15 protein-coding genes are annotated in these 25437 nt (G+C 53.7%); 9 read left to right on the top strand and 6 right to left on the bottom strand.

Annotated features, from left to right (window positions below):
• Positions 1–3: 3 nt before the first annotated feature.
• Both D7D48_RS00870 and D7D48_RS00865 read right to left on the bottom strand, forming a co-directional pair.
• On the bottom strand, positions 4–2883 hold the full coding sequence (locus tag D7D48_RS00870; protein ID WP_125229502.1) for a M16 family metallopeptidase: 2880 nt from the start codon (positions 2881–2883) through the stop codon (positions 4–6).
• Between the two features lie 94 nt (positions 2884–2977).
• Positions 2978–5086 carry a penicillin acylase family protein gene (locus tag D7D48_RS00865; RefSeq protein WP_125229501.1) on the bottom strand — a complete coding sequence of 703 codons (2109 nt, stop codon included), beginning with the start codon at positions 5084–5086 and terminating at the stop codon, positions 2978–2980.
• A gap of 92 nt (positions 5087–5178) precedes the next feature.
• Here D7D48_RS00865 and D7D48_RS00860 point away from each other — a divergent pair, with 92 nt between their 5' ends.
• Positions 5179–6741 carry a leucyl aminopeptidase gene (locus D7D48_RS00860; protein WP_125229500.1) on the top strand — a complete coding sequence of 521 codons (1563 nt, stop codon included), beginning with the start codon at positions 5179–5181 and terminating at the stop codon, positions 6739–6741.
• Between the two features lie 126 nt (positions 6742–6867).
• Complete coding sequence (gene clpB / locus D7D48_RS00855; protein WP_125229499.1) at positions 6868–9447, top strand: ATP-dependent chaperone ClpB; 2580 nt, start codon at positions 6868–6870, stop codon at positions 9445–9447.
• A 49-nt stretch (positions 9448–9496) separates the two neighbouring features.
• Here clpB and D7D48_RS00850 read toward each other — a convergent pair whose 3' ends face one another.
• Positions 9497–10219 (bottom strand): 2OG-Fe(II) oxygenase, encoded by a 723-nt coding sequence (locus tag D7D48_RS00850; protein ID WP_125229498.1) that lies wholly within the window; start codon positions 10217–10219, stop codon positions 9497–9499.
• Positions 10220–10487: 268 nt separating this feature from the next.
• On the opposite strand from D7D48_RS00850, the gene D7D48_RS00845 reads away from it, so the two are divergent.
• The gene (locus D7D48_RS00845) at positions 10488–11228 is read left to right on the top strand and encodes a 2OG-Fe(II) oxygenase (RefSeq protein WP_125229497.1); all 741 of its coding nucleotides are present in this window, start codon (positions 10488–10490) and stop codon (positions 11226–11228) included.
• On the top strand, positions 11225–12898 hold the full coding sequence (locus D7D48_RS00840) for a tetratricopeptide repeat protein (RefSeq protein WP_125229496.1): 1674 nt from the start codon (positions 11225–11227) through the stop codon (positions 12896–12898). Before D7D48_RS00845 ends, D7D48_RS00840 begins: the two co-directional genes overlap by 4 nt.
• 94 nt (positions 12899–12992) lie before the next feature.
• On the opposite strand, the gene D7D48_RS00835 is transcribed toward D7D48_RS00840, so the two are convergent.
• Positions 12993–15959 carry a TonB-dependent receptor domain-containing protein gene (locus D7D48_RS00835; protein ID WP_245964289.1) on the bottom strand — a complete coding sequence of 989 codons (2967 nt, stop codon included), beginning with the start codon at positions 15957–15959 and terminating at the stop codon, positions 12993–12995.
• A 491-nt stretch (positions 15960–16450) separates the two neighbouring features.
• Here D7D48_RS00835 and D7D48_RS00830 point away from each other — a divergent pair, with 491 nt between their 5' ends.
• The gene (locus D7D48_RS00830) at positions 16451–16714 is read left to right on the top strand and encodes a hypothetical protein (protein ID WP_125229495.1); all 264 of its coding nucleotides are present in this window, start codon (positions 16451–16453) and stop codon (positions 16712–16714) included.
• Positions 16715–17427: 713 nt separating this feature from the next.
• Positions 17428–18540 carry a putative 2OG-Fe(II) oxygenase gene (locus tag D7D48_RS10480; protein ID WP_185739740.1) on the top strand — a complete coding sequence of 371 codons (1113 nt, stop codon included), beginning with the start codon at positions 17428–17430 and terminating at the stop codon, positions 18538–18540.
• 111 nt (positions 18541–18651) lie between these two features.
• Here the strand turns inward: D7D48_RS10480 and D7D48_RS00820 are convergent, their stop codons facing one another.
• A complete protein-coding gene (locus D7D48_RS00820) occupies positions 18652–21468 on the bottom strand; it encodes a TonB-dependent receptor domain-containing protein (protein WP_221738610.1) in 2817 nt (938 codons plus the stop codon).
• A 337-nt stretch (positions 21469–21805) separates the two neighbouring features.
• Here D7D48_RS00820 and D7D48_RS00815 point away from each other — a divergent pair, with 337 nt between their 5' ends.
• Both D7D48_RS00815 and queA read left to right on the top strand, forming a co-directional pair.
• Positions 21806–22447 (top strand): peptidylprolyl isomerase, encoded by a 642-nt coding sequence (locus D7D48_RS00815; protein ID WP_125229493.1) that lies wholly within the window; start codon positions 21806–21808, stop codon positions 22445–22447.
• Between the two features lie 18 nt (positions 22448–22465).
• Positions 22466–23494 (top strand): tRNA preQ1(34) S-adenosylmethionine ribosyltransferase-isomerase QueA, encoded by a 1029-nt coding sequence (gene queA / locus D7D48_RS00810; protein ID WP_125229492.1) that lies wholly within the window; start codon positions 22466–22468, stop codon positions 23492–23494.
• A gap of 15 nt (positions 23495–23509) precedes the next feature.
• Here queA and pyk read toward each other — a convergent pair whose 3' ends face one another.
• The gene (gene pyk, locus D7D48_RS00805; protein ID WP_125229491.1) at positions 23510–24958 is read right to left on the bottom strand and encodes a pyruvate kinase; all 1449 of its coding nucleotides are present in this window, start codon (positions 24956–24958) and stop codon (positions 23510–23512) included.
• Positions 24959–25038: 80 nt separating this feature from the next.
• On the opposite strand from pyk, the gene D7D48_RS00800 reads away from it, so the two are divergent.
• The gene (locus D7D48_RS00800; RefSeq protein ID WP_125229490.1) at positions 25039–25341 is read left to right on the top strand and encodes a DUF1244 domain-containing protein; all 303 of its coding nucleotides are present in this window, start codon (positions 25039–25041) and stop codon (positions 25339–25341) included.
• The last annotated feature ends 96 nt before the right edge of the window (positions 25342–25437 follow it).

Raw genomic sequence — 25437 nt, 5'->3', positions numbered from 1 at the left:
TCCTTATTTAGCATTGTTGCTTGCATTGGTGTTAGCAGCTTCGGTCACCATTTCAATTGGCAATCCCAGTGCTTCCAACTGCGGTTTCACCTTCGCCGCATCGCCCACAACCAACCAAGTGATCTTTGATGGATCTACCTTGACCCGCATCGCGTCATTCAAGCCCTGCGCAGTCAGCGCTTTATACCGGTCCGCCAAGGTTTCGGCATAATTGAAAGGCCGTTGATTCAGGCGATCCGCCTGCATTTGCCCCAGCACAGCCGACGATTGTTCGTAATTGCCGGGCAGTTTGAGAACATTGCCCTTGATGGTCTTTTCCAGTTCCGCCGCGGTCACTGGCTTGGCGCCGTTAAAGTCCTTCAATTGGTCAATTAAGACTTTGACCGATGGTCCCGTCTGGTTGGTCTGCACCGGCGCAAACATGTAAAATGGCACACGGTCTTCGGCACCATTGATTTGGCTGCGCACGCCATAGGACCAGCCCTTGGTTTCACGCAGGTCCATGTTAATACGCGACAGGAAATCACCGCCAAAAATTTCGTTCGCTGCGCGCAGGGACAGCAAATCATCCGATCCCTTTGCATCTAGCACAAGGCCAGCAAGCACCAAAGATTGCGGGGAATTTGGACGGTCAATCAGCAGAATTTTTGATTCCGGTGTTGGCAATGCAACCGCAAAATTCTTTGCTGGCGCGGGCGCAGCTGCGGGCTTCCATTTGCCAAAACGCTGTTCCAGCATGGGCTTGATTTCTTTCAAGCTGGTGTCGCCCACAACAAAGATTTCCGCTTTCGATGGATGCATCCATGACTGATGGAAATTGGCAACATCGGCGCGGTTGATTGTTGCCACGGTCTCTACATATCCGCTGCCGGTCTGTGGTCCACCATAAGGATGCGCAGCACCGTATAATAAGGGCGGCAGGCGGCGCACGGCGATGCCCTGCGGTTGGTTGTTTTCCGCCTTGATCCGGGTCAGTTGCTGAACGCGGACGCGCTCCAACTCATTGGTCGCAAAGGCTGGATTTTTGATAACGTCCGCAAGCAGATCAAGCGACAGGCCCAGATTGGGCTTGACCGCGCGCAAGCTCGCAACCGTCCGGTCGAGTGTTGAACCGACACTGACGTCAGCGCCCAATTTCTCTTCGGTTTCGGCAATTTGGGTCGAGGTCAACGACGTTGTGCCTTCCATCAGCATCGTCGACATCATCGACGCAATGCCGCGCTTATCGGCTGGGTCCGCCGCATAGCCCGCATTGAAGCTCACCGCGACGCGGACCGTTGGCACCGCCGCGCGACGCGCGAAGAACACCTTAATGCCATTGCTCAAGGTTGTTTCTTCCACTGTCGGAAAATCGAGCGCAGGCGTGCTTGTCGGTTCAGGGAATTTGCTGCGATCTTGAAATGCGACGGGCGCCGATACCGATACATCGTCGGCACCTGGAGGCGCGTAAAATGCAGGTGCCGTTAACGTGCCGGTGCGGCTGCCTGATCCTGCGGCAACTTCTTTATAGGCTTCGCGCTCACCGGGTTCGACGCGAATTTCAAGTACAGGCCGCGTCAGCCATTTCTGCATCGCGGCCTTCACCGTTTCTGGCTTTGCAGAAGCAAGACGCTCCAATTCCTTCTTGTAGAAGGACGAGTCCCCAACATATAGTTCGCCTTCGGCCAAAGCGACGGCCTTGCCGCCAAAGCCACCGACTTGTTCAAGACCATCGATTTGCTGGGCAATGTTGCTTGCGGCAACACGCTGCACCTCTTCGGCGGTCGGGCCGGTTTTGATATAATCGGCCAAGATTTCATCCAGACGCTTCGCCACCGCATCGGCATCACCGCCGGGCTTTACGTCAGCTTGAATGTTGACCAAGCTGCCATGCACGAAGGGAATGAGATAGGCAGACACGCCCACAACGCTCTGTTCCTGACGCACCAAAATATTATCGAGACGCGAGCTCGATAGGCCGCCTAGCGCGCTCATCGCGATGAACAGCGAATTGGCATCGGGATCAGCAAGACCGGGCACAACCCAGTTGCGATAGATGCGCGTGGTCGGCACCTTATCCTTCATGACGATTTTCACGTCTTTTTCGAGCGTTGGCACGGGTGCATTAACAGGCGCAACGTCCTTGCCGCGCTTAATGCTGCCGAACCATTTTTCCACCAATGGCTTCGCCTGCGCCGCATTGATGTCGCCGGCCAAAACCAGTATGGCATTGTTCGGACCATAATGATCGATGAACCAATTTTTCATATCATCGAGCGACGCCGCCGATAGATCTTCCAAGCTACCAATCGTGCTGTGATGATATGGATGGCCAACGGGGAAAAGCGTCCCTGACTGCTTGTAACTAACCAAGCCAAAAGGCTGATTGTCCCCCTGACGCTTTTCGTTCGAAACAACGCCGATTTGGTTATCCAGCTTTTCCTTCGTCACGGCGTTGAGCAAAAAGCCCATACGGTCGCTTTCGAGGAACAAGGCCGATTCCAACGCCGTGGTTGGCACAGTCTGAAAATAATTGGTGCGGTCCAGCCATGTAGTTCCGTTCAGGTCAGTCGCGCCGATTTTCTTGGTATATTCAAAATAATCGCCCGGCGCATTTTCGCTGCCGTTGAACATGATATGTTCAAACAAATGGGCATAGCCCGTTTTACCCTTTGGCTCGTTCTTGGAACCCACGCCATACCAGATCGACACGGCCACAATCGGGGCCTTGCGGTCTTCATGCACCAAAACGGTCAGGCCGTTGTCGAGCGTGAATTTTTCATGCGGAATATTGACCGCCTCAACCAATTTCGAAACGGGCGCGGCTGATTGCGCAAAGGCGGGTGTCTGCACCGCGAGCACCGAGCCCGACATCATCAAGGCGAGGGTTAATTTACGGATCATATTCTGCTCCTATAGCTAAAAATCATTGCCGCTAGAGATAGCGGCGACACCGATAAACACAATGTTCTGTCCCAAAATTTTCGACAAACGGCGTTCATGGCCGATAACGGCGTTTTGCATTTTTGACGGCGTCGGCCCATTCGAAATGTACTGGCTTATACCCTCCCGCAACGAACAATTTCATTTGGTCGGTATAATGCGGTGATTCGGAGCGATTCGTCGCCGAACCATAAGGCTGGATCGATTCCGATTGCACCTTGCCGTCCTTGTCCCAACGCATCAGCATGATGTAACTATCGCCATGCCGGACACGCATTTTGCCATCGGCTTGCTCGGCATCCCATATCGTTGTGGCGCGCAACGCGTCGCTGCCACCAAGCATCGCCAAATCGACATCGCCCCGCCGTAGGCGTTGAATCTCGGCAAGCGGGGGGTCAATCCGTCCGAAGCGTTCTTTAAACTCTGTAACAGCCTCCTGCAGCGTTTCGCGGGGATCGGGCATTTTTTCGCCGCGCCAATTTCGCCGCGCGCCAAAACGGATGATACGTTCGGCAAGGGCATCGGCACGCCCCTTGCCATCGCTGGACCAATCCCAACTGGCGAGCAGCTTCTGCGCTTCGGCAAGCTCCGGCGCGTCTTTCAAATCCAGCGCCGCAAAGGATGCCATCCACGCCCCGACCCAGCTTTTCTTGCTGTAGATCATGTCCATTTTAATCGCGAGCAGCTCTTGCGGCGTGATCGATGTATCGGCGGCCAGCAACTCTGTTGCGCGCAAACCGCGATTGGTCATGCCAAGCTCAATACCCAAATAAGGCGAATAATCAGCCGGATTCATCTCCGAGCCCGGACCCGCCGCCAGAAACGGCGTGTTATTGGCGTTCTGGACAAAACCCGATGCAGGATTCACAATCTTGGGATAACGGTCAAAGCCAACGGGACCTTCCCACATCACCGCCGATGTATCGCCCGGAAGCAATTTGGTATAATCATGTCCCGGCTTCCGATTGGGGAAGAGAGCATTGTAAATATAGGCAATGCGCCCCGTCTTGTCGGCATAAATGAAATTCGTCGCAGGAATGCCGCCAATCGCCATCGATTTGGTCCATTCGTCCCAATTCGTCGCTTTGGTGTTGCGATAATATTGCTCAACGACTTTTACATTGTCGATGCCCGCATAGCGGATGGCGAAATAGCCCTTGTCATTTTTAATAACTGGCCCGTGGATGGAGCGGTATATCGTCTGCGGCACGGGCAGATTAAACGGCCCCATTTTCACCGGCAACCACACCCGCTTCGATGACAAAGGCATCCATTTGCCGTCATAACGATATTGGTCGCCCGCCTTGTTCATCACCAATTTATAGACATCGATCAAGTCGGGACGGTTAACGGTGTTGGTCCAACCCAAATGACGGTTGTGGCCCAGCAGGACAAAAGGCGATCCGGGGAACAAAGCGCCCGCCATATCCAGCCCCTCGCCCGAATGGGTCACGGCTTCATACCAAGCAACTTGCCCTTCATAAGGCTGGTGCGAATTGGAAATCAGCCATGTCTTGCCATCGGCCATTCGCTTTGGCGCAATGGCAAAGGCGTTCGAACCGTTCATTTCCGGATCGCGCCCGATGGGGGTCATTGGCGCGGCACTTTCCTTTGGCAACGGCTTGCCTTCGGTCAACGCACCAATGGCGGCATCTAGACCGTAAAAGAACGGCGCCCGCAGCACGAAACCTGTAACAATATCTTGTCCGGTGACGGGAAACAGCTTCGACAGGCGGACTTCCTCGGGATGTTTTGCCGCATAATGGTTCACGCCTGCGGCATAAGCCTCTGCCACCGCGCGCACTTCAGGCGATAATTCCATATAGCGCGTCTCGGCAGTCTCACGCACACCCAATAAATGCATCACATAATCGACCTTGGCGCCATCGGAGCCGGCAATCGCGCCATAGCGCCCACGTGTCATGGCAACGACATCCTGTATCGTCGCAAAATCATCTTCGGAATGCGCAAAGGCAAGGCCATAAGCGGTGTCAGCATCGGTTTTGCCATTGATATGTGGCACGCCAAATTCATCGCGCACAATTTCCACGTCATAGCTGCGCTTTGGCATTTCATATCCAGTGGCCGCCAACGGCTCCCACAACGCGCCTGCACCGGCAACGACACCCACAAGCGCCAAGGACGCCCACAAAAATTTCCGCATTTTAATCTCCCCCTGCAATGAGACCTTGTCACATCGATCCATTTGCGTACATATCCGGCATAACCAAGATTTACGGAAAGGAAAGTTCCCTTATGCATCGCAGCCTAATTGCCCTTGCACTTGCAACCACCGCAATCACCCCCGCATTTGCGCAAGCCGATGTCATTGGATCAGGGGTCCTACCATCGACAGCTGCGCATTCGCAGACACGACCCATCAATTTTGCGACAACAGCGCCAACGTCCGGCGCTTTGGTTATATTGATGCGCAATGCGACGCTGCCAACCAACGTGGTTGATGCGGCAACGGCACAAGCACTGAACGCAGCCATCGCTTCGGCAAAATTTGAAGGCAAAGAAGGAAGCTCTTTATCGCTGCGCGGCATTGGCAATTATGCGCGCATCCTATTGAGCGGCGTTGGCGAGGAAGGTGACCGCATCGCCCATGTCCGCAACGCATCGGGCAAAGCAGCACAAGATTTGCGCGATGAGGGCCAGCCTATCACCATCACAGGCGGCCTTAACCAAGACGAAGCCGCGGCCGCTGCTTTGGGCTATGCCATGGGCCAATATCGGTTTGATCGTTATAAAACTGTCGACCGCAAAACGCCGCCGACAAACCCCGTGACCATAATCAGCAACGAAGCGGGCAGCGCCGAAGCTTTGTGGAAGTCGCGCCATGCGGCCTTGGCCGAAGGCGTCGCCTTATCGCGTGATCTGGCAGCTGAGCCTGCGAATGTGATTTACCCCGAAACCTTTGTGGAGCGCGTCCGCGCCGCATTTGGCAACACAGCGAACGTCAAAATCGAAGTTCTGGACGAACCGATGATGCGTAAATTGGGCATGGGGACGATACTTGGCGTGGGCCAAGGGTCGCGCCGTCCGTCACGGATGATGATCGTCGAATATCGCGGCGCTGGCGATGGTGCGCCCTTGGCGATGGTTGGCAAAGGCATTACCTTTGACTCCGGCGGCATGTCGTTGAAACCCGGCGCAGGCATGTGGGAGATGAAGTCCGACATGTCCGGCGCAGCCAGCATCATGGGCGCTGTATTATCGCTCGCAAAGTCAAAGGCATCGGTGAATGTCATCGGCGTTGCCGCGCTGTCGGAAAATATGCCCGGCGGTAATGCGCAGCGTCCGGGCGACGTCGTGCGTACAATGAGCGGAAAGACCATTGAGGTCCTCAACACAGACGCCGAAGGCCGCTTGGTAATGGCGGACGCCAATGAATATGTTGTCGCCCATAAAAAACCAGCCGCTTTGGTAAATATGGCAACGCTGACCGGCGCCATTGTTAGCGCCTTGAACGACGAATATGCTGGCCTATTCAGCCGTGACGACACATTGGCAGCGGCGGTTACCGCAGCGGGCGCCACAACAGGCGAAGATGTGTGGCGGATGCCGCTGCACAAAAATTATCTCGATGATATGAAATCCGACATTGCCGACATTAAAAACGTCGTTGAAGGCGGCGGTCCGGGCGCAGGCCTTGGTGCAACCTTTGTTGGCTTCTTCGTCGATAAAAATATTCCTTGGGCGCATATTGATATTGCGGGCGTCAACTGGGCGGATAGGTCTGGGCCAGTGACGCCAAAGGGCGCGTCGGGATGGGGCGTGCAATTGCTGGATGCACTTGCCCGCAACTGGAAATAATATCGACGCCGTTGCATTTCCGCTGAATGGTCGCAGCACTTGTGTTGCGAAAATGCCGCACTACATTCTGTGTAGATATGGTGCCTTTGTGAGCAAAGGCACCATCGGCCATTTAGGAAATAGCGCATGAACCTCGAAAAATTCACGGACCGCGCCAAGGGTTTTCTGCAAAGCGCGCAGACTGTTGCCATTCGCATGAGCCATCAGCGGATCGGGCCTGAACATCTCCTAAAAGCTTTGCTGGAAGATGAACAAGGCATGGCGTCTGGCCTGATCAAGGCCGCTGGTGGCGATGCGACGACGGCCTTGCGTGAGACAGACGCCGCGCTGGCGAAGGTCCCTGCCGTATCGGGCGGTGGTGCGCAACAGACCCCCGGCCTCGACAATGATGCGGTACGCGTGCTCGATGCTGCCGAACAGATCGCGCAAAAAGCCGGCGACAGCTATGTCACTGTCGAACGGCTGTTGCTGGCACTGGCGCTGGCGAAAACCACCACAGCAGGAAAGGCGCTCGCCACCGCAGCGGTCACTGCCGAAGGTTTGAATGCCGCCATCAACGAATTGCGGGGCGGCCGCACAGCCGATACCGCAGGCGCTGAAGACCGCTATGACGCGCTGAAGAAATTTGCCCGCGACCTTACCGAAGTTGCGCGCGCCGGAAAGTTGGACCCCGTCATTGGCCGCGACGAAGAGATCCGCCGCACAATCCAAATCCTTGCCCGCCGGACGAAGAATAACCCCGTACTGATCGGCGAACCAGGCGTTGGCAAAACCGCCATTGCCGAGGGGCTGGCACTGCGCATCGCCAATGGTGACGTGCCCGACAGCCTAAAACATCGCAAATTGCTGTCGCTCGACATGGGCGCATTGATCGCAGGCGCGAAATATCGTGGTGAATTTGAAGAGCGGTTGAAGGGCGTGCTGGATGAGGTCAAGCAGGCCGAGGGTGACATCATCTTGTTCATCGACGAAATGCACACGCTTATCGGCGCGGGCAAAGGCGAAGGCGCGATGGACGCCGCCAACCTGATCAAGCCTGCTTTGTCGCGTGGCGAACTGCACTGCATTGGCGCGACGACGCTGGATGAATATCAGAAACATGTCGAAAAAGACCCCGCCCTACAACGCCGGTTTCAGCCGATTTTCGTCGGCGAACCTACGGTCGAGGACACGATTTCCATCCTGCGCGGCCTAAAGGAAAAATATGAACTGCACCATGGCGTGCGTATTACCGACGGTGCTTTGGTAAGTGCCGCCACGCTGTCGCATCGTTATATTTCCGACCGTTTCTTACCCGACAAAGCTATAGACCTGATGGACGAGGCGGCATCGCGTCTGCGGATGGAGGTGGAATCTAAGCCAGAAGAGATTGAAACGCTCGACCGCCGGATCATCCAGTTAAAGATTGAACGCGAAGCTTTAAGCAAGGAAAGCGACGCCGCATCCAAAGATCGTCTGACCAATTTGGAAGGTGAGCTTGCCAATCTGGAGCAGCAATCGCTGGAACTCACACAACGTTGGCAGGCCGAAAAAGACAAGATTTCTGCCGAAGCCAAAATCAAAGAACTACTCGATGGCGCGCGTATCGAATTGGAACAGGCGCAGCGGTCGGGTGACCTCGCCAAGGCAGGCGAGCTGCAATATGGCACGATACCGGGCCTCGAAAAGCAATTGGAAGACGCAGAGGCCGCCGCAGGCAACGCCATGCTGCGCGAAGAAGTCACCGCGCAAGATATTGCCAGCGTTGTTAGCCGCTGGACCGGCATCCCCGTCGATAAAATACTGGAGGGCGAACGCGATAAATTGCTCAATATGGAGCAGCTTATCGGTGCGCGCGTGATTGGCCAGAAGGACGCGGTAGAAGCCGTGTCCAAGGCTGTGCGCCGTTCGCGCGCGGGGCTGCAAGACCCGAACCGCCCGCTGGGATCCTTCCTGTTCCTTGGCCCAACGGGTGTCGGCAAGACTGAATTGACCAAGGCGCTCGCATCTTTCCTGTTCGACGACGACAATGCGATGGTCCGCATCGACATGTCTGAATATATGGAAAAGCACAGCGTTGCACGGCTCGTCGGTGCGCCTCCGGGCTATGTCGGTTATGAAGAAGGCGGCGTGCTGACCGAAGCCGTTCGCCGACGGCCTTATCAGGTCGTCTTGTTTGACGAAGTGGAAAAGGCCCATTCAGACGTGTTCAATATCCTGCTACAGGTATTGGACGATGGCCGCCTGACCGATGGCCAAGGCCGCACCGTCGACTTCTCCAACACGCTTATCATCCTTACATCCAATCTAGGCAGCCAGCATCTGGCCGCGATGGAGGACGGGCAGGATGTGAAAGACGTGGAACCACAAGTCATGGAAATCGTGCGCGGCCATTTCCGGCCCGAATTCCTGAACCGCTTGGACGAGGTCATATTGTTCCATCGCTTAGGCGCTGATCATATGGCCCCGATTGTCGATATTCAGGTGCAACGTGTGCAAAATTTGCTCAAGGATCGCAAGATTACATTGTCCTTGTCCGACGAAGCCAAAGCATGGCTTGGGCGCGTGGGCTATGACCCTGTTTATGGTGCCCGACCGCTGAAACGCGCGATCCAACGCTATCTTCAGGACCCGCTGGCCGACATGCTCCTGCGCGGCGGCATCCCCGATGGCGCCACGGTTAGGGTGGAAGAAGGCGATGGTGCACTCAAACTATCGACTGGGTGAGGATACGTGCCGAACTATCACGACGGCATCATTTTGAAATTTACATATGTCAGTCCGGTTGCTCATGGGCCCTCAGCCAGCCAGTAATCGCGTAACGACGATAGGCTGCGGCTTGCGTAACTTCACTGACACTATGCAATTGAGGCACTTTGAATAAATTAAGGGTGTTGAATGTCGGCACCCATCCGCAATCAACATGACCGTCTGACCCGTGAAACAGAAGCAATCCGCCCCATTCCAGCCGCCAGACAGGCGTTAGGCCAAACACATAAGCCGCCCGCCGGAATTTTCCTTCAACGGCGTCGTCATGACCAGTTAAAAAGTCACCGGGCGCATATGCCGTCGCTTGGGCGTCTGCATATTCTATCTCCTCAGAGCCGGTAATCGTGCGCAGAAAATCTCGCACATTGTCGGTCGACATGAAATTGGCAAAGGAAAAGATGATATCCGTGCCTGCTGCCCGTTCGCTTGCGCTATCGGGTACACGGACCGTTTCGAAGCGATACTGAAACCCAGAACGTGCCTGCGCATAAACTGCGTTATTGAGCGCCTTGACTTGTTCATCATCCAATTGTGCTCGCGTGGGCCGATCAAGCTCAACAGCACCGTTCGTCGTCGCCAAGACTTGTACCCAGTCGGTTCGGTAGCGCAGCCTTTCATAGAGAGCCTTCGCGTCTTCGGCATGCAGGAATTCGGGAATATGTACGCGCCCATTTTCATTAAAGCTTTTGGCCAGCGCCGATACGTCCAGCGTAGGATTCATCCTCATCATTGCCGCTTCCATCACAAACTCAGGTTTATGGCTCCTTCTATAGGCAGATGGATGTGTGTAAAGTAAGCGGTGTTTTCGATATTCAAGTCCGCTCGTTCAACTCCGAGACACCCAGAATCATAATGACCGCGCCGGAGGCCACAAACCGGATAGCTATAAAATCGATGTGAAGAAGATGATAACTAACTCGACGCCAATTAACTGCGGTGCTAACGTTTTATAAAGCCGCACGAAGACCGCTCCACTAATAATCAAGTGACTGACGACGATGAAAAATCTGTTTGAAATCAATCCCGAAATTGACCGGCTAGAGCTCGCCCGCCGCTTTTTGCAAAATGGTAGAGTTCAAGTCCGCAACGTTCTAACGCCTCAAACAGCGCAGGAACTTTTGTCGATCTTAAAACAGCAGACACGCTGGAGCATGGCGATATTCAGCGACGAAAATGCAGTCGCTGAAGCAAAGAGCTTTAAATCTGATGATATGATGAAAACCGGAGGGGCAGAGCGTGTCAATCAAGCGGCTGCATCCGCCGAGGCTCTCTCTGCGGAAGGGCGTTATGCATTTCGCTATGCACATTATCCGATTGTTGATGCTCTCAACGAACGTTGGGACCCCAATGGCCCTCACGAAATACTCCTAGAGCATCTAAATGCACCTGAATTTCTTAATCTCGTCCGCGAAGTCACCGGTATCAAGGAACTGATCCGCGCAGATGCTCAAGCCACATTGTTTGCCGCAAACCATTATTTGGGCCATCATACCGACAGCCATGTCGCACAGGGCTGGCGGATAGCATATGTCCTGAACCTAGCGCCAGATAACTGGCATCCCGACTGGGGCGGCTATCTCCTCTTTTTGGATGATGAGGGAGATGTGGTTGAGGGTTTTCGGCCGCGTTTCAACGCACTGAATTTGTTTCTTGTGCCACAAAATCACCTAGTGAGCTATGTTCCACCATTCGCTCCAAATAGTCGCTTTGCAATTACCGGTTGGCTATCCGACCGATGACGAACTCGGCTACTATTGCGCGAGAGGCCGCAGCTCTAGCAAGCCAGGGTGACAATGATGGGGCCGATGCACTCTACGTCAAAGGACTGGCGCTTTTTCCCGAAGATGCACGTTTTGCCAATAGTGTTGGCAATTTTTATGCACACTCCGGCCGCAGCGAAGAAGCCCTGGAGCTTTTCACCCGTGCCCTGCAACTTGATAGAAATTTGGAAGAGGCCGCCTTCAATAAAGCGATCCTCCTTCTTCGCCTAGGCCGCTCGCAAGAGGCTTTTTGGCTATTGACCGACAGTTGGACAGGTCACACAAATGCGAAATATTGGGCCCTACGCGGTGATGCAGAGCGGCTTTCAGATGACTTCTCCGCAGCCCGCAGCAGCTATGATCGATCCTTGACAATCGAACCAATTAACTCGCGCGCGCTTACCGGTCGAGCTCGACTTGCCTTGGAATGTGGTGATGAGAAGGCAGTTGCTTGTTATGAGGAGGCGCTTGCCCAATCACCCGGTGATCCCAAGCTTTTTCTTGATTACACACAGGCCTTAGTCGCTGCTGGACGCCAAAGTGAAGCATTGGAATGTGCCAGCGCACTGGTTGATCAACTGCCGACTTGGGTAGAAGGGCATAGTCTTTATGCGGAAATGCTCTGGTCATCGGGCAATGATGCCCAATTTGGTTCCAAATTTGAGAAGGCGCTTTTGGCACATCCGACCCCGGAGTTATATCTGGGCTGGGCACATATACTTTCCGGCATTGATCGCTTTGCGGAAGCAGCAGAGGTCCTGCGGCAAGCACATAAAAAATGGCCTGAAAATCGAACGATCTTGCTGGATTTATGTATTGCGTTGGGTGAAGCTGGCGCCGGATCGGAAGCCGAACAACTTTTCTCGCGGTTCGACCAACCCGGATTAGCGGAGTGGCACATTGCACGATGCCGCAACTTAATCCGCATTGGTTTGGTAGATCAGGCTGAACGCCGCCTTTTCGATCTTACGAAAACAAAAGTAGCAGATATTTCAGCTTGGTCACTCCTTGATATATGCTGGCGCCTCAAAGGCGATACGCGACATGAATGGTTGCATGGGCAAACAGGCCTAGTCCGAGAAATTGCACTTCCATTATGTTCAGGCGAGCTCTCCAATATTCAGCAATGCCTATTAAAAATCCACGAAACATCTGCGCCGCCGGTGGGCCAGTCGGTTAAATCTGGTAGCCAAACAAAGGGCGCTCTGTTTGCGCGGCGTGACCCAGAGTTAACACATTTAAAAACTGCGCTCTTAGACATTCTTAATGACTATAGGGCAGGACTTCCAAAACCAGATCCACTACATCCCCTGCTCTCGAAGCGTGAACCCACTTGGGGGATTACAAGCAGTTGGTCAATTCGCCTATTCGGGCGGGGCAATCATGCGCCCCATATCCATCCAAAGGGTTTGATTTCGTCAGCCTGTTATTTCGAGGTGCCTGCTGAAGTGTCTCAACAGGGTGGGCCGGGCTGGCTAGATCTTGGTGCCCCGCCAATCAACCTTGAAACTGGCCTTCCTGCATTGTTTTCATTCGAACCGACAGTTGGAAGCTGCATCTTGTTTCCGAGTACAATGTTTCATGGAACTCGCCCCATATCTGAGGGAAGCCGAATGACTGTCGCCTTTGACGTCACCGTTGTACGCTAGGCGTTGAATTCTAGCGAGCGCGCAGTTGTTGCGGCGCTAACAAAAAAGGCGGCTGACCTTTCGGTCAACCGCCCTTTTTTAGGTCAGGCGTTTCTTAGAATTTGAAGCGCGCTGAAATAAAGTAATCGCGACCCAGAACATCATAGAAGCTAGGAAGCGTGTTGGCCTGTTCCGCAGCCGATCCGAGGATACGTGGCTGTGCATTGAAGAGGTTGTTAACACCCGCATTAAGCGAGAAGTTCTCATTCACGTCAAAGCCAGCGCTCAGATCGATATAATTGGTCGATCCAACATATGGCTTCGGTAACAGAGCAGGATCTGTTCCGATGCGCTGCGTTCCGTTGAACACGTTCTGAATACGGCTGTCCTGCGTACCGTCTTCATAACGCCAGCGAACCGAGAACAAGGCTGGACCCTGACTATAGGTCACGCGGACATTGTGACGGTACTTCGGCTGACCATGGGTACCTTCAACGATATTCTCACGCTCTGGGATCGATGAAATCGGCGTGTTCCGATAGGTATCAAGCCACGTGCCCAAGTAGAAGAAGCCCAGATTGCCGTCCATTACTGGTAGCGAATAATCAACCTGTACGTCAACGCCGCTGGTTTCCAGGTTACCGACGTTTGCCGAACGGAACTGCGGGTTCTTACCACCCGAGGTCTGACCGAGAGCGCCGTTCGCAGGATTACGCATACCAACGAAGACCGAACAAATTGGGTTGTTCAGATCCTGAATGGTGTTGTAGCACAGCGAGAGCGCCGAGCTAACACCACCAGCGAGAACACCAATAGTGTTATCGACCGAGATATTGAAATAGTCTGCCGTGATGTTCAGACGTGGTACGAAGCTCGGACGGAAGACGATGCCAGCGGTGAAGGTATCGGAAGTTTCTTCCTCAACCGTCGGGCTGCCACCGAAATCTGCCTGAATCTGCGCATTAGGCTGCACCGCACGGGTGAAGACTGTCGCGGCTGGAACACCGGCAGCGAGACAGAAGGCACGCAAGGCATCAGTACGCGATGCAGCGGTTCCACGGTCAGAGCAAGGATCGGTTGCAGCTGGGAAGCCAGTTGAATTGCCCGCAAAAAGATCCTGCACATTTGGTGCGCGAACAGCGCGCGAATACTGCGCACGGAACGTCACATCCTCAATCGGTGCAATGTCAATGCCACCCGAATAGGTCCAGCTACCGCCGACAGCCGAAAGCGAATAGTCCGAATAACGGGCTGCCGCATTCAGGCCCAAACGGTGGATGAACTGGTCTTCAAGGACAGGAACATTGAGCTCCCCAAAGATTTCCTTCACGTCATAAGAACCGCTGGTTGGCTTACCGGCGTTAAAACCAAGAACATCACCTGATGCCAGGAATTCGTCCGGAATGTAACGTGACGCCATCTTGCGATATTCGCCACCGAACGCGAAAGCGACATCGTCCGCACCCATACCGAGGTTGAACAATGAGCCCGATACCGAAGCAACCGCATTGGTAAGTTCAGACTGTTCAAGGTTCGTTGACTGCACGCGAACATACTTGACCGCTTCTGCACTGGCGAGACCACTACCGAATACGTTGATCGGTACGCAACCTGCGGCGCGTGCGGATGCATCCCTACACCGAAGATCGGTCGTGCTTCCAGGCACAAATTCGACAGTCAAGGCGTTTACATAACGGCTGCTCGAAACGTTACCCTGCTGGATTTGCGTATTGCTCGTCCGGGCGTACGAATAGAACATGTCGAATTTCAAATTATCGGTGATGTCACCACGGAAACCACCCAACAAGCGGAATGCCTGACGTGTCTGTTCAGAATTACGCGAGCCAGCCGACAGGAAGCGGTATGAAACCGATGTCTGGGCATAGCCATCACCACGGGTACCAGCAGACAAAGCTTCTGCAGCATCATTAGCGGTCAACAGAGCGCGGGTGCCGGCGTCGAAATAAGGGCTAGCAATTAACAGAGGTGCCGATACACCAGTTGGTGTCGGGGCGAGTTCCGCTGCAACGCGGTTGTTGACAAAACTCAGTTCTGAGTAAAATTCGATGCCATCGGTCACTTCATAGCTGCCATACGCACCTAGCAGATAGCGCTCTTGCGGCAGCTGCAGATAGTTGGCTGGAGCGAAGTTATAAAGATCGCCTGGATCGTTGAAAACGCGTGAGCCGCCACCAGTTGGGTTAAAGATGTACGTGCTGGTGCCCGAACCAAAGGTTCCGATAGGACCAGTGGCAGAACCCTGTGGCACGAAGCCAACTTGGCCGCCGCGTGTTCCACAAGTGGAGACTGTAATGCCAGACGGATAAGGCGTACCAATCTCAGTTACAGAATTCGTGCTACCAGGAACAATGCATCCGTCGCCAGCTGCTGTTGCAGAAAAGGTGCGTGCGCCCTGGAAAATTGGCTTACGGCGCGTGTAGTTGGCGAACATTGTCACATTACCGCGACCATCACCTAGGCTCGAACCAATTGCGATGTTGGCTGAATAACGCGCGCCATCACCCTTATCTGTTAATGAATAGGTGGTACCAGCTTCGATACCCTCCAGCTCACGCAAGCGGAAATTCACCACGCCGGAAACGGCATCCGAACCGTAAACCGCAGATGTACCGCCCGTAACAACATCAACACCGGAAATCAGAAACTGCGGGATTGTGTTGAGGTCAACGATTTGGTTGGTATCATAAAACATCCAACGACGACCATTTACGAGAACAAGAGTCCGCGTCGAGCCTATGCCGCGCAAGTTTAAGGTAACCGCTCCGTTACCAGGATTGTTTGAGAAGCTTGTCGTGCCTGGCAGGACCTGCGGCAGCGTGTTGATGACTTGCTCAACGTTAATAGCGCCCGCAAGCTTAAACTCTTCGGCGGAAACCACAGCTACCGGATTGGTGCCAGTGAGATCCGGCCGCGCAATGCGCGAGCCCGTCACAACAATGGCGTCAGCCGCTTCTGCAGCGGGAGCCACGTCTTGTGCGAATGATGGCGTCGAAATCAATGCGACACCGAGCGCGAGTGGCGCTGCGGCATATTTCAAATTGCTGATACGTGTGTTCTTCACGGTACTGCCCCTTCATTAATGCCATGGCTTAGCAGCATGCCTGCCGATCCATTGGCCGTTAAACTCCCCAGCATTTTCATTAACGCAAGACGTGCAAATAGCACGCGCAACGCGATAAAATGCATAGGATTAGGCGCGCTTTGACGGATATGCGTGCTCTACGCAACAAATTGGGACACAATTACAAATATATTTCAACAATGTAACTTTTTTGCCACAGTCAATTTATGCACTATCTATAGGGCTTACAGCTATGTCGGCATGCTGCTGGAAAACGTTTTATTCCATAGAGCATCCTGTTCATCACCGCTTAGACAACATGGCGCTACGCTCCGAAATGCAGGAAAGAAGCGCGGCTTCTCTATATGCAAGCGATCGGAGGCTAAAGCTTATAATTAGATAAACGCACCCAATCGCTGCCGCTAAAGGATGCTGGACAATTTTCAACCATTCTTATAGGAAAAAGCAGGATCAGATTTAAGGTAGTTCGCGTGAAAAACCGTTTAATTGCAATTGGTATATCCGTTGCCGCCGTAACTGCCGCACCAGCGTTTGGGCAAGCGCCAAGTAATGAGGCTGCAGCCAAGACCGAAAAGAAGATTTGCAAGAGTTTTCTTAATACGGGTTCCCGTTTAAACAAGACCAAGATCTGCAAAACCGAAGCAGAGTGGGCCGAGGATAGGGATGAAAATGCCAAGTTACTTCGCGAGAAGCGAGGCAGTCAAGGCGGTCCGCAATTAGGGAATGAAGGCTAGTACCGCCCCTCCATGAGAATAACACAAAATTGTTAAGCGCAGCTTCGCCGAACGATCGGTTTAACATGGCTAGGGAGGCGCTCGACTCTGGGCGCGGCGAGGAAGCGCTTGAGCAACTGTCGTTACTCGAAGCGGCCATTGGACAACATGTCGCGGTGATTCATTTGCAAGCGCTTGCGCTGCGCAGCTTGCAAAGAGAAGCTGAAGCTAATGCTAAATTTTTGCTCGCAAGGCGGATAGAAAAGCCTCCATTTGACCCCTATCTGTGCGCAAACCACGCTGCGCTCCAAGAGAAGCTAGGTTATATAGCAGAAGCAGAAAAAAGTTTTGACGATGCTTGGCAAAAAGCACCCGAACGCTCCGATATCTGCATGGCCCGCCTTGGGTTTATACATAGGCAGTTTGGCGAGAAGGCAGCCATCTCGGCTTACAATGTTATGACGGCCATGTTCCCCGAAAGCACGGCGCTCCGTCATCGATACGCTTTATTCCTACAGAAAATTGATTCCACCGCTGCGGCACTGCGTGAAACAGAGCATGTATTGAAGCTTAATCCCAATCTAAGCGGGGCATTACACCTAAAAGCGAGGCTGGAACTTGATGGAGGGTGCGGCAACGCCGTAGCCTCTTACACAAAGGCCAAAGAACATGATCCAAACGATTTATCGATAACTCAAGGTTTGGCAGCGGCGATATGGAATAGGGACGGAGCTGTGGCTGCGCTCCATTTTCTAGACGCACAGCTTGAAACACAGCCCGAATGGATTAATGGCTGGGCATTAAGAGCACGAATAGCCTGGCAATCAGGGCAGGCCGAGGAGGCCCTGTCTGGATATCAGCGTGCGTGCTCCCGCCTCCCGATGAACGATATGCTTTGGATGCGCCGTCTGGAAGATGTCGCTAAAATGGAGGGCAGCTCGAAATCAATTGAAATTGCATTGCAGCGTGGAGGCCTCCTGGAGCTTCCGCCATTGCTTCGCGGCGCCTTGGCCGAGATAACGTCAACGGCCGGCGACCTACAAAATGCAGATGCGCTATTCGATAGCCTTAGCGAGAATCAGGTGCCGCACATCAGCTATGTGAGGCATCTAATACGCAAGCATCAATATGCGAAGGCCCTCGAGCTTGCCGAACGTCACGCAATGCATTTCAACGATATGGATAGCTGGGTTTATGTCTGGACCCTTTGGCGCGTTTTGGCAGATTCGCGATTGGAGTGGTTGGAAGCGCAGGGTCGCTTGGTGTCCTATGTCGACATATCTGAATTCCAGACCCTGCAAGGCCAGCTTGTGCAAAAACTGAAGCAGTTGCACGCACAAATGGCGCAACATCCCTTTGACCAGAGCCCGCGTGGCGGGACACAGACGGATGGACATCTTTTCGCCCGGACAGATCCCGAAATTGTCCACCTCCGATCACTGGTACATGACGCAGTGAAGCAAGTTGTGGCGGATTTACCGCCCGTGGACCCGGCCCATCCTTTCCTGTCCGGTCCCAGGCAAAGCGTACGTTATACAGGTAGCTGGTCCATCAGGCTTCAGAATTCAGGGTTTCATGAGGCGCATTATCACAGCCAGGGATGGATGAGTTCCGCGCTTTATGTAGCGCTTCCCGATACACTTGGTACTTCGGCAAATTCGGCAGAAGGCTGGCTCGAACTTGGCAAACCGCCGCATGATCTTGGCCTAGATTTAGAACCGTTGGCTTTGATCGAACCAAAAGTCGGGCGTTTGGCACTTTTCCCATCCATTTTGTGGCATGGCACACGCCCCTTCCCAAAAGGTGAGCGCCTTACGGTAGCCTTTGACATAAAGGCTGCCGAATAAGGTTTTCTGGGATGTGTAAACCAATTCCCGATATTGAAACTGAATAATTATACATCAAAAAAAGGCGGCACCTTTCGACGCCGCCTTTTCGTGAACATATTGAATGTTAGATCAATATTTCAATGAAATACCCGCAAAAACATAACGACCCAGCGTGTCGTAGAAACCTGCATAGGTATTGCCATTAGAGGCATATTTACCGCCGACCAATGGTGGATTCTTATCCAAAATGTTATTCGCACCAATGCTAATTCCAAAGTTGTCGTTGACATCAGCGTTCAACGAGAGATCGAAATAGCTTTGAGCCTTAATTTTGGTGGCGCCATTGGCCGCGGGGCCATCAGCAGCACTGATGAAGCGCCATTTGCCGGTAACTGAGAACAAGTCAGCTGCATTATATGAAACGCGAGCTGTACTGCGCCAATCAGGGGATACGAAGCAAACCGAGCTGAATATTCCAGCACAATCATATGGCGTACCTGTTGGATAGTCCTGATACTCCTTCTTCAACAGATAGCTACCTGTCAAACCGAAGTTCAATGAGCCGGAACCCAATGGCATACGTGCACTTGCCGCCACGTCCACACCTTGGAAATCACGATCGCCAAGGTTGTCGTTGGTCAAGCCGACATAGCCCGCCGACCCCTGCCAAAGGTTCCCTGCTGCATTGCGCTTGATCCGATTACATGCCGCTGGGTTTGCCCCCGTAGCACAGTCCCGAATTTGCTGCTCAGCAGGATAGAGGCCAATAACGTCGGACATCGCGATCTTGTAATAATCGATCGACAAGCTCAAGCTGTTAGAAGGCGTAAGGACGAAACCAGCAGTCCATGTGTCAGCTTTTTCAGGCTTTAGGTCGACGTTGCCGCCATACAAGCCGTTATACTGCGATGCGGCGCTAGCCGATACGCGACCATATTGCCCTGCAGAAACGCCGGTCAATGCACACTGCGCTTGCGTATATTGTGGGCTTGCGCCAGCACAAGGATCTGCACCACCCCAAAGTCCGATGCTCTGCGGATTGAACATTTCAGGCGCATTTGGCGCACGTGCAGCGCGGTTATAACCGCCGCGGATGCGCAGCATGTCGTTTACTTCCCAATTCAGCTGTACCTTATAGGTATGCGTCTCTGGAGAAGACCCGCCGTCGACATTATACATCGAATAACGATAGCCAAGTTCAAGACGCACATCACGTGCAAGGCTGGTGTCCTGAAGCAAAGGAACCGAAACTTCGCTGAAAAGTTCGGATACATTATATTTACCGGAAACCGAAGGTGTTGGGCCGCCCTGACCAGCCAACAAGCCTTTTTCATACACATAGTCGGAAACGGTCGAGTAAATTTCATTACGATATTCTGCACCAAAGGCCACTGCCACTGGGTCATTTGCAATCGCAAATCCAAGATCCCCGGTTACGAACGCATTTGCGATGAATTGCTTCGTAACGCCAGTACGCGTTCCCGTTGCGCCTAAGCTTTGAGCAAATTCTGGAGTCACCAGGCCATTCTGCCAGACAAGGTAGGTTCCCGCATTCACTGCATCCGCAACGGACGTCAAAAGAAAGTCATTTTTGTATGAATTGCTCAGTGAAGACTGACCGAATTGCAAAGATGCATCATAGGACCAACCGCCACCTAAATCACCTTTAGCACCTGTAAGTATCCGGAAGCTATCGTGCTGCATGATATCCTGACGGCCACCGCCCTCAACATTGCGCTTTCCAATATAAGCTTCAAAACCATCAATCGGGTTGGGAGCACCGTAAGTGGCTGGATTACAAAGAACAGCTTGCTGCGCTACGCTAATCGCAGGATTTCTTGTAGCGCATGAGAAATTATATGGCTCAGCAAAGAATGTACCTGACTCAGCGATCTGAGCAACCGAACGGTCACTCATGAACATCAATTCCATATATGGATGGAAGCTTTCGCTGACCTCATAATCTAAAAACGCGCCCAATGTGTAACGCTCATCAGGCCGCTGGAAATAGTTTGTCGGCGCATAGTTATACAGATTGCTACCCGCATCCACAAAACCCGTGCCCGCAGCATTTGGTGTCAGGAATGCGTTATAGTCATACTGAGTTTCGCCGCCAAATACAGGATAGAGGTCAAAGTTAGCATTTGGTGAGTTATACGAACCACCGCAAGCCGTGCCCCCGTCGTTCAAAGCGCAAACCGAATGATCACGATTGCCTTGCATGACAGCGCTAATTTTACGGTATGTCGCATAAGCAACAACGTTTCCGCGACCTTCGCCGAAATCAGAGCCCATAGCGAAATCGAAATTGAACGCACGACCGTCAAAGGCCAAATCAGTAGGCACAGCAAAATTACGTGCTTTCGAGCGATCGGTCACGAAGTTGTCGCCATTTTGGTGCATGTAGTAAGAGATCCCAGCATCAAGCTGAATGCCCTTAAAATCTTTCTTCATGATGAAGTTGACAACGCCAGCAACAGCGTCGGCACCATAAACCGATGATGCACCGCCGGTCGTAACATCAACTCGCTCAACCAATGCGCCTGGGATCTGGTTGATGTCAGCGGCAACCGAGTTGGTAGAACCAGGTTGCAAACGACGGCCATTGACTAAAACCAAGGTACGCGTTGAACCCAAGCCACGAAGATCAAGTGTAGCTGTGCCTGTAGCGCCATTGGATACAAAAGCGGTCTGAGAAGCTTCAATCTGAGGCAGCGTGTTTAGAACATCTTCCAGGCGGGTAAGGCCGGTTTCGGCAATTTGCGCGGCAGTAGTAACCGCCAACGGTGATGACGAGGTCAGGTTTGGCTGCGCGATACGCGAACCCGTGACGACGATATCTTGAGCGTCCTGGTCCTGCGCAAATGATGGCGTTGAGATCAACGCAAGCCCGATTGCAAGCGGTGCTGCTGCATATTTTAAATTGCTGATACGTGTACTGTTCACGGCCTAGCCCCTAATGATATCGCCACAGTAAACGGCTTCCCGTCCCATTGCGGCTGTTGAATTTCCCGGATATTTAAACGTCACGACACGCATCATACGTTCGCGCAACAAATTCAAACCCCCCGGCTAATACGTATATTGCCGGAAAACCTGAGCATGCGCAACAAATTGGATACAAAAGCCCACAATGGCTTGGCAGTGTATCATTTGCGCAACAGTGTCTTGTAGGCTGCCGTCTGCATGAACAGGCCCTACGTCGCAGTCGCAAAATCGTTCATGACAGCGACAGCGTCGTTCGTTAAGGAAGGTGCATCCGGTTTTCAGAGGCACTTTATTAATGTCCGTACGTTCCTTGTTTTCGAAGTTTGCATTACTCTTATCCGGCATTTTTGCCTTTGCTGTGGCACCAGCCTTTGCGCAGACGCCTGCGCCCGCTCCGGCCGCGCCGGACCTTGAAAATGTTTTGGTCTTAGATCTTTCCACGGGCGGCCGAGTTACGATTCAAATGTATCCAACCGATGCCCCTGCCCATGTCGAGCGTATCAAGGCGCTTACCCGGCAAGGCTTTTACAATGGCATCACCTTTCACCGCGTGATCGATGGTTTCATGGCGCAGACGGGGGATCCTACGGGCACAGGCCAAGGCGGATCAGAACTTCCCGACCTGAAGGCCGAATTTAACAGAATTCCGCATTTGCGCGGCACGGTATCCATGGCGCGCACGAACGAACCGGATTCCGCCAACAGCCAATTTTTCATCTGTTTCCAGCCACGTTTTAGCTTGGATAACAAATATACGGTCTTTGGCCGCGTGACATCGGGCATGCAATTTGTCGACGCCATCGAACGCGGCGAGCCGCCGTTGAACCCAAGCAAGGTGCTTCAAGCTTCTATCGCCGCCGACAATATACCACCGCCCGCCTTTGCCTCGCCACCCGCAGAAGCACCCATCACCATTGACCAATTAAACGCTGGATAAGCGCGAAGCACACCCCCCATGCGCGTAGATCTATTTGATTTCGAGCTTCCGCCCGAGCGGATTGCGTTGCGTCCCGTCTCCCCGCGGGATTCTGCGCGTATGTTATGTGTAAGCGGGGATGCTGCAATGGTAGACCGCTCGGTACGCGACCTGCCGCAAATGTTGCGCAAGGGCGATTGCCTTATCTTCAATGATACACGGGTCATTCCGGCGCAGCTTCAGGGGATGCGCGGCGATGCGTCCATCGGTGCGACCTTGCACAAAAGGATCGACCTGCGCCGGTGGCAAGCCTTTATCCGCAATGCCAAACGCCTACATCCCGGCGATGTGATTGATTTTGGCCAAGGCGTCACGGCCATATCCGAAGAACGCCATGATGACGGCAGCTTCACTTTGTTTTTCGAAGGGGAGGAGCCGGTTGAAATCCTGCTACACCGCGCAGGGACCATGCCCCTACCACCCTATATTGCGGGCAAGCGGCCAACCGACGAACGCGATGCGCAAGATTATCAAACGATGTTCGCGCAAAAGGATGGCGCAGTGGCCGCGCCGACAGCTTCCCTCCACTTCACGCCAGAATTGATGGAGGCGGTGCACGCAGCGGGCATAGAAACAGCGACCCTTACGTTGCATGTCGGCGCAGGCACATTCCTGCCGGTCAAGGCCGATGACACCACCGAACACCGCATGCACAGCGAATGGGGCAGCATAGACGCCGCCACCGCGCAGCGCCTCAATAGCATATGCGAGGCAGGCGGACGTTTGATTGCGGTCGGCACAACGTCGCTACGCCTTGTTGAAAGCGCGGCGGACGAAAATGGCGTCGTTCATCCGTTTGAAGGCGACACCGATATCTTCATAACGCCCGGTTATCGTTTCAAGGCGATTGGCGGCCTGATGACCAATTTCCATCTGCCCAAATCGACGTTGTTCATGCTGGTCAGCGCCTTAATGGGGCGCGAGACCATGCAAGCGGCATATGCGCATGCCATTGCCCATGAATATCGTTTCTACAGCTATGGCGACAGCAGCCTGCTTCTGCCCTAATCGCGCCGCTGGCGCTTAATGCCCTTTTAATTCGTCACCCGTCAGGCGGACGATATGCAGCACGTTTGTTGACCCCGGCGTTCCAAACGGCACGCCTGCCATGATGATAATGCGTCCACCGGCATGACCCAAATGGTAACGCAACGCCATGCGCTTGCCCTTGGCGACCATTTCTTCGAACGAACCAATATCCTTCGTACGCACGGCAAAAGCACCCCAGAGCAGTCCTAAGCGACGCGCAGTTATCTGACTTGCGGTAAGCACCAACAAAGGCACAGCAGGACGTTCGCGCGAAATCCGGCGCGCTGTTGAACCTGACGATGTGAAGCAGACGATAGCGCTGGTTTCCACGGTGTCGACAATACGCCCGCTGGCTTCCGCCAAGGCATCGGCGGTCGTGCCATCGGCGGGGGTTTCGGTGAAATGGATGCGTTTGAAGAAATCCGGGTCACCCTCCACCTGTTGCGCAATACGGTCCATGATCGACACAGCCTCAATCGGCCAAGCACCGGCCGCGGTTTCCGCCGATAACATTACGGCATCCGCGCCATCGTAAATGGCCGTCGCCACATCCGAAACCTCTGCCCGTGTTGGTGAGGGCGAAACGATCATCGATTCCAGCATCTGCGTTGCCACCACGACGGGCTTGCCCATGCGCCGTGCGGTGGACACAATCTTCTTTTGCAGCGGCGGCACTTGCTCGGGCGGTAATTCCACGCCCAAATCGCCGCGTGCAACCATAACCCCATCGGCCAGCTCAAGGATTTCTTCCAACCGGCCAATCGCGGCAGGCTTTTCGATCTTGGCCAACAAAGCGGCCTTATCGCCGATCAGCTTCTTGCCTTCGGCCACATCCTCGGGCCGTTGGACGAAAGACATCGCGATCCAGTCGACGCCTTGCTCCAGCGCGAACGCAAGGTCCGAACGGTCCTTCTCCGTCAACGCCGCAATCGGCACCACAACATCAGGGACGTTCAGCCCCTTGCGGTTCGACAGCATCCCGCCAACTTCAACTATGGTGTTAATATGTTCAGCGCCCATTTCGGTCACGCGCAAAACCAGCTTGCCATCGTCTAGCAGCAAGCGTGCGCCCACCTCCAACGCAGCAAAGATTTCCGGATGCGGCAAATGGACACGATGCGCGTCGCCCGGTGTCGCGTCAGTATCGAGGCGGAAATTATCGCCCGTGTGCAACTCGACCTTGCCATCGGCAAAGGTTCCAACCCGCAATTTTGGACCTTGCAGGTCCACCAATATCGTCGTTGGCCGGTTATAGGATTTCTCCAGCGCGCGGATATTGGCAATCAACTGCGCTTTATCCGCCTGATCGCCATGGCTCATGTTCACGCGGAAAGCATCTGCGCCTGCGCGGAACAATTTTTCGATCATCTCGGGCGTATCGCTTGCGGGGCCCAAGGTGGCCAATATGCGGACCTTGCGCATGCGGGGTTTATGATATTGCATGGAATTGGCTCCGCGATATGGATTTTAAACGTCAAACGCCCCATAACGCGGCAAGTCAGGAACGAAAAGGGCGCATAGCTATGCAACAGGACAGACAAATTTCAGACGCCGCCGCCGCCAACGCATTTCGCCGCCTCGTCGCGCATTTGCAGCACCGGCATGATGCCCAGAATATCGACCTTATGGGCCTCGCCGGCTTTTGCCGCAATTGCCTAGCCGATTGGGTGATGGAAGCGGACGGGCAGCTCACAAAAGACGAAGCGCGCGAGATAATCCACGGCATGCCCGCCGCAGAGTGGAAGGCGAAATATCAAAACGAAGCAACACCGGAACAATTGGAACGGATGAAAGAAAGCGTCGCGAAAAACGCGGGACATAAGTAGCGAACCGAAAAGCAAAAACCGCAAACGAGTTCAGGGTGACGCCGCGGGGTTCATGTTCTAAGCGGGTGCCATTCTGATTCGGGGTTTTATACCCCG

Origin of the sequence: Sphingorhabdus wooponensis (genome assembly GCF_003933235.1) — a bacterium.
Taxonomy (GTDB): Bacteria; Pseudomonadota; Alphaproteobacteria; order Sphingomonadales; family Sphingomonadaceae; genus Sphingorhabdus_B; species Sphingorhabdus_B wooponensis.
The sequence above is the reverse complement of the archived record's forward strand: the minus strand, read 5'-3'. Positions and strand labels throughout refer to the sequence as shown.